This window comes from Kribbella qitaiheensis (assembly GCF_042657745.1).
In the GTDB taxonomy this organism is placed as follows: domain Bacteria; phylum Actinomycetota; class Actinomycetes; order Propionibacteriales; family Kribbellaceae; genus Kribbella; species Kribbella qitaiheensis.
Window position 1 is genome coordinate 50,584 of record NZ_JBHSKE010000008.1, and the last position, 13,101, is coordinate 63,684.

The 13,101-nt window shown below is 67.3% G+C and carries 6 protein-coding genes; 4 read left to right on the plus strand and 2 right to left on the minus strand.

Annotated elements, in window-relative coordinates; all coding sequences use genetic code 11:
* The first annotated feature begins 10 nt into the window (after positions 1–10).
* Positions 11–2,992, plus strand: a complete 2,982-nt coding sequence (locus ACFPJ1_RS09320) for a CHAT domain-containing protein (protein WP_380103012.1) — start codon at positions 11–13, stop codon at positions 2,990–2,992.
* A gap of 1,213 nt (positions 2,993–4,205) precedes the next feature.
* On the opposite strand, the gene ACFPJ1_RS09325 is transcribed toward ACFPJ1_RS09320, so the two are convergent.
* Positions 4,206–5,450 (minus strand): IS256 family transposase, encoded by a 1,245-nt coding sequence (locus ACFPJ1_RS09325; RefSeq protein WP_380103014.1) that lies wholly within the window; start codon positions 5,448–5,450, stop codon positions 4,206–4,208.
* Between the two features lie 583 nt (positions 5,451–6,033).
* On the opposite strand from ACFPJ1_RS09325, the gene ACFPJ1_RS09330 reads away from it, so the two are divergent.
* Together ACFPJ1_RS09330 and hrpB are read left to right on the plus strand one after the other, a co-directional pair.
* Complete coding sequence (locus ACFPJ1_RS09330) at positions 6,034–6,810, plus strand: phytanoyl-CoA dioxygenase family protein (RefSeq protein ID WP_380103015.1); 777 nt, start codon at positions 6,034–6,036, stop codon at positions 6,808–6,810.
* 597 nt (positions 6,811–7,407) lie between these two features.
* On the plus strand, positions 7,408–9,960 hold the full coding sequence (gene hrpB, locus ACFPJ1_RS09335; protein ID WP_380103017.1) for an ATP-dependent helicase HrpB: 2,553 nt from the start codon (positions 7,408–7,410) through the stop codon (positions 9,958–9,960).
* 240 nt (positions 9,961–10,200) lie between these two features.
* Here the strand turns inward: hrpB and ACFPJ1_RS09340 are convergent, their stop codons facing one another.
* Positions 10,201–10,917 (minus strand): DUF4118 domain-containing protein, encoded by a 717-nt coding sequence (locus tag ACFPJ1_RS09340; RefSeq protein ID WP_380103019.1) that lies wholly within the window; start codon positions 10,915–10,917, stop codon positions 10,201–10,203.
* Between the two features lie 101 nt (positions 10,918–11,018).
* On the opposite strand from ACFPJ1_RS09340, the gene ACFPJ1_RS09345 reads away from it, so the two are divergent.
* A complete protein-coding gene (locus ACFPJ1_RS09345; protein ID WP_380103021.1) occupies positions 11,019–13,085 on the plus strand; it encodes an APC family permease in 2,067 nt (688 codons plus the stop codon).
* The last annotated feature ends 16 nt before the right edge of the window (positions 13,086–13,101 follow it).

Here is a 13,101-nt window from a genome sequence, read left to right on the forward strand (position 1 = left end):
TAGCAATGCCATGGACGTAACCATCGCGAAGCTACGGGAGGACCTCTCGCAGCTGAAGGGCCCGGCGCGGCTGCCCAAGCTGCTACTCCTGGGGCAGGAGCTTGGCAAGCGCTACATGCGCACCGGACCGGGCACCCCAGGTGCGCTTGGCGATCTGTCCGACGCAATCGCGGCGATCGGCGAGGCCCATGGCTTGGTCAGACCCGGCGACCAGGCCCGCGGGCACCTCGCCAGGCTCCTTGGCTGGCTGCTCTTCGCTCGCTACGGCGGGCACGGAAATTCGGCGCAGGACGCGGAAACCGCCATCGTTGTACTCGGCGAGGCACTCAGCTACCCGGACTTCTCGTCGATGGAGATCATCACGGCGCGCGTGGCCCTCGGCCAACTGCACCTGAACCGCGCGATGGAGGCGTTCAACCCTGCGACGGCGCGCGGCGGCTTCCCAGGTGGTACATCCGTGGCGGCCAAGGCCGATGCGGACAAGGCGATCGAGTGCTTCCGCGAGGTTCTCGCCCGCCCGACGTTCAACGCCGAGATCGCCAGGTTGATCCAGGCCATGCTCACGCTTGCGGAAGCAGTCCTGCCCCTGCTCAGCGGCAACCCGGCCGGCTTTGACATGAACAAGGTCATGAGCGCGATGGCGGCGGTGCAACAGATCCAGCAGGACGGCGGCCTGTTAGCAACGTCCGGCGTCGGCGGAATGCCATCGCCGCTGTCCCTCTCCGTCGACTTCAGCAACGTCGACCCGCTCGACTATCCCGTTCTCGATCTGCAAGGGCCGGCTCCACTGACGCCGGCCTCGGCGCCGCGTCGTCCCGAGTCGGCTCCTGTTGCGCCCACCAAACCGGACGCCGCCAGGAGGGCCGCGCGCAGCCGGTTGGCAACTTTGTCGGGTCTCTCCGGGCAGCCCGTCGGGGAACAGACGTTGGCTCTGCTTCAGGTGGGGCCGGAGCAGTTTGGAGCCGCAGAGTTGGACGCGTTCATCGGCGCGGCGGTGAGCGCGGCCGCGGCCGGAGACGATGACCCGGTCGAGTCGGGGCTGGATCGCCTGCTGTCGGCGGTTGGGCTGTGCCTGCGGGAGCGGCGGGACGGCAGCGGGTGGGGCGAGGAGGACGACGCCGGCATCAACTTCGCCGCCGCGGAGCAGCTTCTCGCTGCGGCCGAGCTCATCCCGCCCGACCATCCGGCCGCCGCTGCTGTATTGGAGGCACTCGGCGGCATGTTGGACGAGGCGCGGCCATTGGCCGGAGCGATCACCGGTCGGTTCGAGGCGTACGCAGCCAAGGTGTCCACGCGCCCGCCGCCGGTGGCTGCAGTCAGCGAGTTGTGTCGCGTGGTGGCCACAGGTATCGCTGTCGATCCAGACCCGCTCAGGGCTGCCGTCGCCACCGTACCGAGGGATCATTTCGCGTACGCCGCGCTGTCGACCGCGGTCCAGCAGGTTCGACTCGCGGCGGCTGTGCGGGCGCTCGATCCCGCCGGCGTCCGCGCACTGGTCGGATCGGAACCGAAGGGAGTCACCAGGCTGCTCGACGCACTGGTCCACGATGACGCCGAGATGCTGCGCGACGCTGTCGACGGACTCACCGGCGATGTTCTGTCGCCGCGGTTCGCTGCGGTGGTCGGCGCGAGCTACCTCGAACTGACGCCGGAGCGGCCAAACCTCGACGTGGCCATTCGCCTGCTGTCCGCCGCGACCCGGGAGCTGGACGATGCGTGCATGGGATTGCGCACCCGATCATGGTGGCGGCTGGCCACGGCCTATCGCCGACGAGGCGCGCCCAGAGACGCTGAGCTGAGCCGCGATGCCGGGGTGAACGCATTGGGCGGCGGCGGTCAAGACAAGGTGAGCGCGGCCTGGTTCGCCGGGCAGATGCTGGCTGAGGGGCACAGTGCGGAAGCGTTCACCGCCCTCGAAGTTGCCGCGGTGGCGTCCGGTCGATCAGTTCAGCTCGCCGAAGATGTTCTCGGTGTCATTCTCGGCATCGAACCCCAGGCCTCGCCGCCGATAGAGGTGCCGGCGCCCACGGACGTGGCCGCCGCGGTCCGGAGTACCGGGGCTGCCGCGCTCCTCTATCTTCACCCGACCGATGACGCGGGCCGGACCGTCGGTGTGTTGTGCTTGGACCCGGCTACCGACCGCCTCGATGTGCTCGCGAACGTTCCGGTGAATGATCCGCTGCTGTTGGACGACCCCGGCTGGTCTGCGATCACGGGGCGGTGGTGCGCCGGCAGCCTCCTCGTCGTCGCCACTGGCGAGCTCAACCGGCTCGCCATGCCTGCCGTACGTACCGGTGCAGGCCGCCGCCTTGCCCTGGACGTGAGCGTCACCTACGTGTCGTCCGGGACACGCGTGGTCGACCTGGCCAGCCGCCCCCCTGTGCCGATCAATGACGCTCCGCTGTTCGTGGTCAACCCGCGCGGTGACCGGGATTCGGAGATGGCAGACGTCATGGTCCTCCGGCGCCTGTTCTATCCGCGCTCGACCTGTATGGGTCGCGCCATCGAGCTGGTGGACGCAGCAGGGACGAGGGACGATGTCCTGAGCAGCCTGCCCGACGCATCAGTGACGCACTTGGCGTGCGGGCTACGAAAGGGCGGGGTGCCGGCGCTCCTCCTGGCCGGTGGGGACGTGCTCGCCGTGCGCGACGACGACGTGCACGGTAAAGGGCTGGTCGTTCTCGCGAAACCAGACCCCGGGGGGTTCGCGTCGATCGCTGACGCGTTCCTCGACGCGGGCTTCTCGAGCGTTATCGGCTGGCAATGGCCGGTCCCGGCGCCGTACGCCGAACTCGCCCTGTTCATGACCCACTTGATGCTCGTCGACCATCGCCTGCCGCCGGGGTCGGCGGTGAACGCCGTACACCGGTGGATGCTCGATCCCGACCGTGACCTCGCGCCTCTTCTTACCGGCGCCCACGTCAAAACCGTCGAAACGGTCGACCTGACACGTCCGGCCCTCTGGGCCGCGCTGGCCTGCCGTGGCTGCTGAGATCGGAACCCGCCATGTCCGATCCCAGAGAGCATCTACGAAGCCTGTTCCTGCAGGAACTACGCCGCGCAGTCTCCGCGCGGATCGAGGGCGGCACCGACCCGAGCGAGGTGTCTGCCGACCTCGGGCAGCGGCTGCAGCGTCTCCGCACGATGCAGCAGAAGGGTCAACTGCACCGCTCGGCCCCAACAGAGACCCATCCTGATGATCGTCACAGGCCAGCACGGGCATCATCGAAACCAGACCACAGGCGGTAGGCACCCTCGCTATTAGTTCTACAGGCGAGGACCAACGTGCATGTGGAGGTACTTGACGACAGTGGAGTACAGGTGAGATCCGCCGGTCGGGGGGATCGGAACGATTGCATGGCCGGCACATCAGGGCCAGGGGACCCTTCTTGATTGAGCGGTCTCGGGTGAGGGTCTTCTCCGCCGGCCATCCACCTGGAGACCACGAACTCGCGAATGCTCAGCCGCTGGCCCTCGCGCAACGCTCTCTGTACCTCGTGTCCGGCTGAGGTCTGGACCATCACGCCCAAGCCTTCCGCTGCCTGGCACGAGTTCGGGCGGCTATGCTCGCCGCGTCAGAACCGCAGCAATCCGTCGTACGGCGATCTTGGGGAATCCGCGGTATACCGGGGATGCGATCTATGGGCGGTAGCAGAAAGTTGGGGAGTTGCTGGATCCGGATGATGTGGTGGCCGGGCACGTCGTGATGTTCCGTCGGTCTGTGCAGTCGAAGATTGTGCGGCCGCGAGAGGCACGGACGCGGGGCTGTTCAGCGCTCAGAATCTTGATGAGACTGTTGTAGGGGCTCAGGGCAAGGAAGCTGCCATTCATGCGGCCGAGCGGAGAGCGCTGCAGATGTTCGCGCGAGGCTGAAGGAGCTTGACGCGATGAAAGTCGTACAACCACGAAACGCGGGTGCCTGATCCATAGATCAGCCCCGCGTTACCTGTGTCCGAGGCGGAACACGCACCTTAACCACACGCCTGGACATCGACACGGATCCCATCGGTCGAACCCCATAACCGCTGATTCACCATCGGCTGGGCGCGCTCAACGACCTTGCAGACCGCACGCAGTTGTCAGACGTTCAGCTTGGTGCCGCGACGCCCGAAGGGACGGGGCCCGCCTTCGACGTGGTAGACGACGCGCTCGGGTCAAGTCCAGCGGAGTGGTGTAGCGGTTTTGTCGCGTGATCCTTGGGTTGGTTAGGCGCTGAGGGCTTTCAGGTCGGTGTCGGTTGGTGTCTCCTCGGTGGTGTCGATGAGGGTGATGCGGGACTTGGCGAGGATGTCGAGGCCGAGGTAGCGGCGGCCTTCGATCCAGTCGTCGTGTTGTTCGGCGAGGACGGCTCCGACGAGGCGGATCAGGGCGCCGCGGTCGGGGAAGATGCCGACGACGTCGGTGCGGCGGCGGATCTCGCGGTTGAGGCGTTCTTGGGGGTTGTTGGACCAGATCTGTCGCCAGATCTCTTTGGGGAACGCGGTGAAGGCGAGCACGTCGGCGCGGGCGGTCTCGAGGTGGTCGACGACCGTGGGCAGTTTCTCGGCCAGGGCGTCCAGGACGCGGTCGAACTGCTCGTGCACCGCGTCCTTGTCGGGTTGGTCGTAGACCGAGTGCAGCAGGGTCTTCACCCACGGCCAGGAGGCTTTGGGGGTGACCGACATCAGGTTGGCGGCGTAGTGGGTGCGGCAGCGCTGCCAGCTCGCGCCGGGCAAGGTGGCGCCGATGGCGGCGACGAGGCCGGCGTGGGCGTCGCTGGTGACGAGGCGGACGCCGGTCAGGCCACGCGCGGTGAGGTCGCGCAGGAACGCCAGCCAGCCGGCGCCGTCCTCGGCCGAAGTCACTTCCACGCCAAGGATTTCGCGGTGTCCGTCGCCGTTGACGCCGGTCGCGACCAGGGCGTGCACGTTGACGACCCGGCCGCCTTCGCGGACCTTCAGTACCAGCGCGTCCGCGGCCACGAACGTGTACGGGCCTTGGTCGAGTGGGCGGGTCCGGAACTGGTGGACCTGCTCGTCGAGCTCGGCGGCCATCACCGAGACCTGCGACTTGCTCAGCCGGGTGATGCCGAGAGTCTCGACCAGTTTCTCCATCCGGCGCGTGCTGACCCCGAGCAGGTAGCAGGTCGCGACCACGGTGGTCAGGGCCCGCTCGGCGCGACGACGCCGTTCCAGCAGCCAGTCAGGAAAGTACGACCCCGACCGGAGCTTGGGGATCGCCACGTCCACGGTGCCGGTCCGGGTGTCGAAGTCGCGGTGCCGGTACCCGTTACGGGAATTGGTCCGATCCGGGCTCGGCACACCGTACGGGGCGCCACAGACCGCGTCGGCATCCGCCGACAACAGTGCCTGGATGAACGTGCCCAACAAGTCACGCAACAGATCCGGCGACGCGATCGCCAACTGGTCTTGCAGGAACTCGGTAGGGTCGATACTGGTGTTCGCGGTCATCGCGTAGTTCTCCTTCAGAAGTCTGTGAGAGGTCTTCCAAAGGATCACGCGATGACCGCTTTCACACGTCTACGCCACGCCCATCAGCGGGCCTGCCGTACACCACTCTGCTGGACGCCACTCGCGCTCGTTGAGTGTCCCGGTCCCAGAGGCTCCGGCCGCTCGCGATGCTCCGCAGGACTTAGCAGGCGAGCTGGCGAGTTCTGAGTTGGGTGCCAATCTGGGCGAGTTGGATGTTTATCGGTACATGACTGGCGTCAGAATTGGATCGTGAGCGCAATCATCCACCTGGCGCACCGCCTGGCGAGCCGCGTGCCGGGGGGCTGCCACGAGCTCCGTTTGTACCTGCACGAGATTCTTGCGGAACCTCAGGACACCATCGCGTTGCCCCGTTGCCGGCGATGGTCGCGTGCGCTGAGGATCTGAGTACCTCGCGAACATTGACAGCCACCATCCGCGGGTTGCCTCGGGATGGTGGCTGTTGCGCTGACCACCAGCCGATTTGGTGATTCGTCCGACTCCCTGGTCGCTGTGATGCCAGATCCGAGAAGCCGTTCCAACAACATGAAGAAGAGGACACAGAATGCTCGATCCCGTCGTCGACAAAGGTCAGCTGACCGAGACTGACCGCTTCATCTTCGAGTCGTGGGGCTACTTCATGATTCCCAACGTCTTGACAAAGGACGAGGCCGCCGAGGCTTACGATGTCTCGCGGCGTCTGCACCAGAACCGCGACCGCGAGTTCGGGCAGATCGGCCGGACCTACGAGAGCGAGCCGGTTCTCGAGCGGCTCATAGATCATCCTGACGTTCTTCCGAAGGTGCAGGGTCTGCTCGGCGACCGATTCGTGCTGCAGGCCGGCTGGAACACCATGCAGCCGGCGCATGCGGGGGACGGCGGTTGGCACCAGGACGGATCGTCCGCCTTCGACTTCAAGGACCTGGGGTTCCCGGTTCCATTGCTTCAGCTCCGCGTGTCGTATCTGCTCACCGATCAGACTGTGCCCGGCATGGGCAACATGGAGCTGATTCCCGGCAGCCATCGCTCGCGGGTCGGTCTACCTGATTCAATCCGTGAGAGCAACGACGACATCGCGATCGGCCATGTCGTGTGCGCCGAGGCCGGGGCTGCTCTGGTGTTCCACAACGGCGTCTGGCATCGAACCTTCCGCCACGATGGCGACTACGACCGCTATACAACGCACTACGTCTACAGCCCACCGTGGGTCCGCATGGCCGACCGTTTCAGCAATGACCCCGAGTTCCTTGAGCGCACCACGCCCCTGAGGCGCGCATTGATGGGGGAGTTCGCAAGGCCGGACGCCCCGTTCGGCGCCAACTACGATCCGCTGCCGATCTGACGCACGAACTCGCTTCCCCCGCGACACCGGCCTCTCGTTGAATTCGGAGGCCAGTGCCTCGTGGCCTCAGCGCCGGGCGACGGGTCTGACTCGCGACGACGTCGAGGGCTGCGTCGACCAGCTCGGCGATATCGCGAGCGCGTCGGATCGAGCCGGCCCGAGGAGCTCCGCGAGCTACTTGTCGCTTCGGCTGTTATGACGTACCGCCACGCGCAGCAGATTGTGGAGGTTACGGTCGACCCCGTGGCCGACCATGCGGATAAGTTGAGTGTCCGAAGAGGAACACGCACCTTAACCACACGCCTCGAGCTGAACTCTCACGAGGTATGTCGGACGCCCCGATCGTCACCTCGCGCCAGAGACGGTCGTGGCAACCGGGAGCAGTCCGTCGACGGCTTATGGGAGCAGCAGGGGGTCTCCGAGGCCGACGCCGGGTAGGCCTCCGCCGTTGCGGCCGGCAGCTGAGTCGGCGCCTGCTTGGATCGGGTTCTTGAGTGGGCCGTCGGTTTGGCGAGGACCAGGGTCCACGTGCTGTTGATGGGGCTGTGGACCGGGTTGTCGAGGGGTTCTGTGGTGGTGGTCGGCTAGCGTCGAGGCGTGTTGCTGCCTGAATCGTCGGTGCCCGGGGCGGATCTGCCTGTCCGGGCGGTTCTGCCTGCCACGGTCGAGGCGGTGCGTTCGCGCGGTACTGCGGTGTTGGTTGCGCCGCCTGGATCGGGGAAGACCTCGCTGTTGCCGCTTGCGCTGGGCGACGCGCTCGGGGGCACGATCATCGTCGCCGAGCCGCGAAGGATGGCAACCCGCGCGGCTGCGGTCCGGCTGGCGATGCTGGTCGGCGAACCGCTCGGGCAGCGGATCGGCTACGCGATGCGCGGTGAACGCAGCGGCGGCCAGGGACTCCGTGTCGAGGTGGTGACGACAGGGCTCCTCGTACGGCGTCTGCAGCAGAACCCGGAGTTGCCGGGTGTCGCCGCGATTGTGATCGACGAGTGCCACGAGCGGCACCTCGATGCCGATCTACTGCTCGCGCTCTGCATCGACATCCGGGCGAATCTTCGGGAAGACCTGGCGATCGTTGCGACCTCGGCCACGGCGGACACGATCAGGCTGAGTCGCGCATTGGGCGTGGACGTTCCGGCGCCCGTGATCACTGCGTCCGCGGCGCTGTTCGACGTGGCGATCGAGTGGGCCCCACCACCGGTCCCCGTGCCGCTGCTTCCCGGTGGGCGGGTCGACCCGCGCCTACTGGATCACGTCGCGGCCGTCGTCCAGCGTGCACTGACCGAGAACGACGGCGACATCCTCGTGTTCGTCCCGGGGGAGGCCGAGATCAACGGTGTGACTCGCCGGCTGGCTGGTCAGAATGTCCTGCCGTTGTTCGGTCGCCAGTCCAGGGCTGAACAGGACCGCGCGTTGGCGTCGGCCGCCACTCGTCGGATCGTGGTCACGACGTCGGTCGCGGAGAGTTCGCTGACTGTGCCCGGGGTCAGGGTTGTGGTCGACTCGGGTCTTGCCCGGGAGCCGCGGACCGATCAATCCCGTGGCCTCGGTGCGTTGGTCACCTGCCGGGTTTCGAGATCGTCGGCCGACCAGCGAGCGGGTCGTGCCGGGCGGGAGGCGCCTGGCCGGGTCTATCGGTGCTGGTCTGCCACCGACCACTCGCATCTCGACGATCATCCGGCGCCGGAGATCGCGATCGCCGATCTGGCAGCCTTCGCCCTCGACCTCGCGGCGTGGGGTGCGCCTGCTGGTGACGGTCTGACCTTGCTCGAGGCGCCGCCGGTGGTGGCGATGACCGCGGCCACCGAATTGCTGCGCCGCCTCGATGCCCTTGACGACGGCGGCCGGATCACCGAGCGGGGACGGCGGATGGCGGCGATCGGGGCGCATCCTCGGTTGGCTCGTGCGTTGCTGGACGGGACGCCGCGGGTCGGCGCCGACCGGGCACGCGAGATCGTCGCGATGCTCTCGGACGACTCCGGCCGCGACTTCAGCGATGATCTACCGGCCCGCTGGCGAGCCCTCCGCCGCGGCGAGGACCGCGGAGCCACGGCCCGCTGGCGAGAAGAAACAAAGCGCCTCGGCCGAGGCACGACGACCGGCGACCCGTTGGGTGGGGACGGAGTGCGGCCGGCGGTTGGTGGGCCGGCTGGTCGGGGGACGCGCGTAGTACCGGATGATCTTGCGGTGGGGGTTGTGGTGGGGCTGGCGTATCCGGATCGGATTGCGCGGGTCCGGGGGGTCGACTCGGCGACGTACCAGATGTCTGGTGGTACGGGTGCTGCTCTGGATCCGCAATCGCCGTTGCGGACCACGACCTGGCTGGCGATCGCGGTTGCTGACCGGGCACCCGGTCGCGCCGACGCCAGGATCCGTTCCGCGGCGCCGATCGATGAGCAGACCGCGCGAGACATCGCGGGCGACCTCGTCTCGACCACCGACCAGATCCGCTGGGACGACGGCCGGATCGTGACGCGGCGCGTCGAGGCACTGGGCGCGATCGTGCTCAACGACTTCCCGCTGGCAAAGCCCGACCGGCTGCTCACCCAAGCGGCCGTCCGCGACGGTATCCGGCGCAGCGGTCTGTCCGTACTGCGCTGGTCGGAGGCCGCCCTCGCCTTGCGGGAGCGGCTCGCGTTCTGCCACGCCCACCTCGGAGCCCCGTGGCCTGCGGTCGATGACGAAGCACTCCTGGCCGATCTCGACCAATGGCTGGGTACCGAGCTCGCCTCGGTGCGAGGCTCGCGCGATCTTGCCCAAATTGACGTGGCTTCGGCGCTCCGGCGACTGCTGCCATGGCCCGCAGCAACCCGGTTCGGCGAACTCGCACCGGAACGGCTCCAGGTCCCGTCGGGCTCCGAGGTGCGACTCGCGTACGACGGTGTCGAGCCACCGGTCCTCGCAGTGAAGCTGCAGGAAGTATTCGGCTGGACTGCCACTCCAGCCGTCGCGGACGGTCGTGTTCCAGTCGTTCTGCACCTACTGTCGCCCGCACGGCGCCCGGTCGCGATCACGAGCGACCTCGCTTCTTTCTGGAAGCAGGGCTATCCCCAGGTCCGAGCCGACCTGCGAGCGCGCTACCCCCGCCATCCGTGGCCGGAAGATCCACTCACTGCCATCCCGACCAAGCGACTAAAACCTCGCCAGTGAACCGAGCTGCCCTGGGCAGTGTGTATGTACGTATCAGTCGTGAGTGCCGCCACCGGATGCACCGCAGCCGGGACGGTAGCCAGGCTCCGTCGCGATGCCGCCCACCGCTAGGTCTCAGTACCTGTCCTTCGGTGAGGACCAGCGACCAGACCGCTGCGCCTGGTCGACACCTGGACCGTTGGTGACACCGTCGCCCTCCTCATCCGCCAGCCTGTCCGAGACGCCTAGCGCGCGGCGATCTCAGGGCAATTCGTTGTCGGTCGCCAAGGCGGCGCCGACCTGGTCGGCCAGAGCGACGGCGACCTGCCGTTGGGCGGCTGATGGGCGGGCGACTCGGGTGGAGGCGACGAGCAGGAATCGTCCGCGCGTGATTCCGTCATGCTGTGTTCGCAGTTCGATCTCGCAGTCCGTGGGGAGGCCGAAGCGTTCGACGTCGAGGTCGTGGCCTCGTTGTACGACGGTGCCGTCCCGGACGATCGCCGCAGGCGCACCCTCGCGGGTGTTGCTGTCGAACTGGCAGTCGTCGATGCCGAGTACCTCTACGAGCTGGTCGGCGACGTGCTCGATCAGCGTCTCGGTCCGCGAGCTGCCGGCTGCCACGAGGCCGGCCGTGCTGAGGACTCCCTGGAGGTAGCCCGCCTGCTGACTTGCGCGGGCCTGTTGGCGCCGGCCCCAGAGTGCGACCTCGGTGACGGCGAGACCGACCAACGTGAGCAGTACGGCGGTCTCGATGTCGGCCTGATCGGTGATGGTGAATTGCTGGTAAGGCCGGGTGAGGAAGAAGTCGAACCACAGGGTGCTCGAGAGTGCGGCGACGATCGCTGCCCAGCGTGGTCCGGTCGCCGCGGCTGCCACGACGAGCAGCACGAGCACCAGCGCGGCGTTCGTGTTCTCGATGCGCCCGCGGAACGGCGCGATCGCCGCGCAAACCGCACAAGGAACAATCGCTGCGGCCATTCCGACTGCCAGCGCTCGTGTCCGCGGATTCAGATCGACAAGTCGCATCACAGAGTCATCCTGCCCCGGTTTTCCGAGGCAGCCGTCAAGAAGGCGTCAAGATGGACCGGCCCGGCGTCAAGACGGCGTCAAGAGCGGCCGCTCGGCTGACGTGGCAGCGGTTGGCTGGTGGCGTGAAGGTGCTGGAGCTGCCGAAGCGATTCCTGGTCGGGCGACCGTTGCGCAGCGAGCGGTTGGGGGACACGCTGCTGCCCAAGAAGCTCGCCCTGCCGGTGTTTTGCAGCGACCCGCTGTCCTCGAACGCGTACGCGACCGAGGAGATCCTGCTCATGCTCAGCCTCGGCGGGCTCACCTTGCTGCATCTCACGCCGTGGATCGCCGCAGTGGTCATCGCATTGTTGGTCGTGGTCGTGGCGTCGTACCGGCAGACCTGCCACGCGTATCCGAGTGGCGGCGGGGCGTATGCGGTCAGCCGGGCGAACCTCGGGCGGAACGCCTCACTGGTGGCCGCCAGCGCGCTGCTGGTGGACTATGTGCTCACGGTTGCCGTGTCCGTGGCGGCGGGGGTTCAGAACATCGTCTCCGCAGTCCCCGCGCTCGGTCCCCACGCGGTGCTGGTGTCGATCGGCATGATCGCGATCCTCGCGCTGGCCAACCTCCGTGGCGTGAAGGAGTCCGGTACGGCGTTTGCGATCCCGACGTACGGGTTCATCGCGGTGGTGCTGGGGATGATCGGAGTCGGGTTCGTCCGGCTCCTGACCGGCAACATGCCGCAGGCCGAGTCGGCGCCGTACGGGATCGTGCCCGCGACCCATGCCAGCGGCCTGGTCGTCGTGCTGCTGGCGATGCGTGCCTTCGCCTCCGGGTGCACGGCGCTGACCGGCGTGGAGGCCGTGAGCAACGGTGTGCCGAACTTCAAGCCGCCGAAGAGCAAGAACGCGGCCGGCACGCTGGCGATCATGGGTGGCGTGACGGTGACGATGTTCGCCGGGATCACCGCACTCGCCATGACGTCACGGGTGCATGTCGTCGACGATCCCGCTCGGTTGATCGGTGCTCCGGCCGGCTACGAGCAGCGCACGGTGATCGCGCAGGTGGCCGGCGCGCTCTTTGGTGGATACCACTCGATCGCATTCTTCGCTGTCCAGGCGTTCACCGCGGCGATCCTGATCCTGGCCGCGAACACCGCCTTCAACGGATTTCCGATCCTGGCATCGCTGCTCGGGCACGACGGCTTCCTGCCCCGGCAATTCTCCAGGCGCGGAGACCGGCTGGTGTTCAGCAACGGCATCGTGATCCTGTCGGCGCTGGCGGCCGTGCTGATCTGGCTGTTCGACGCGAGCACCACCAGGTTGATCCAGCTGTACATCATCGGGGTCTTCGTCTCGTTCACGCTGAGCCAGGCCGGCATGGTCGTGCACTGGACCAGGCTGCTGCGAGGGAACGTGCTGTCGCCGGCCCGGGCACACGTGCTTCGGTCGCGGGCGATCAACGCGCTCGGTGCGGTGTTCACGGCGGTGGTGCTGGTCGTCGTACTGATCACGAAGTTCACGCACGGTGCCTGGATCGTGGTCCTGGCGATGCCGGGGATCTTCCTGTTGATGCAGGGGATCCGGCGGCACTACGACCGGGTGGACGCTGACCTTCAGCCTCGACCGGGCGGTGTGACGCTACCGCCACGGGTCTTCGCGATCGTCTTGGTGTCGAAGTTGCACACGCCGACGTTGCGCGCGCTGGCCTACGCCCGGGCCACCCGACCGACGACACTGACCGCGGTGACCGTCAGTACGGACCCGGACGCGTCCGATGCTTTGCTGCGGGACTGGGGTGAGCGCGCCATCTCGGTGCCGTTGAAGGTCCTTCATTCGCCATACCGCGACGTGACCGGACCTGTCCTGGACTACGTCAAGGACGTTCGCCGGACAAGCCCTCGTGACCTGGTGGCGGTGTTCATTCCCGAGTACGTCGTGGGGCACTGGTGGGAGGCGTTGCTGCACAACCAGAGTGCGCTCCGGCTGAAGGCCAGGCTGCTGTTCCAGCCAGGTGTGATGGTCATCAACGTGCCGTGGCGACTCGGATCGGCGGAGGTCCTCGAGTCCCGGCGGGTCCCGGCCGACCCCGTGCCGGTCGAGCCGAGCCCGGCAGAGCGTGTGGCAGACCGGGTCTGACGATGCTGTGCCACAG

What these genes read in the sequence shown, in the direction of transcription:
- ACFPJ1_RS09330 (WP_380103015.1), top strand. Translation starts at nt 6,034, where the DNA reads ATGCTCGATCCCGTCGTCGACAAAGGTCAGCTGACCGAGACTGACCGC.
- ACFPJ1_RS09320 (WP_380103012.1), top strand. Translation starts at nt 11, where the DNA reads ATGGACGTAACCATCGCGAAGCTACGGGAGGACCTCTCGCAGCTGAAG.
- ACFPJ1_RS09325 (WP_380103014.1), bottom strand. Translation starts at nt 5,450, where the DNA reads ATGACCGCGAACACCAGTATCGACCCTACCGAGTTCCTGCAAGACCAG.
- ACFPJ1_RS09340 (WP_380103019.1), bottom strand. Translation starts at nt 10,917, where the DNA reads ATGGCCGCAGCGATTGTTCCTTGTGCGGTTTGCGCGGCGATCGCGCCG.
- ACFPJ1_RS09345 (WP_380103021.1), top strand. Translation starts at nt 11,019, where the DNA reads ATGGACCGGCCCGGCGTCAAGACGGCGTCAAGAGCGGCCGCTCGGCTG.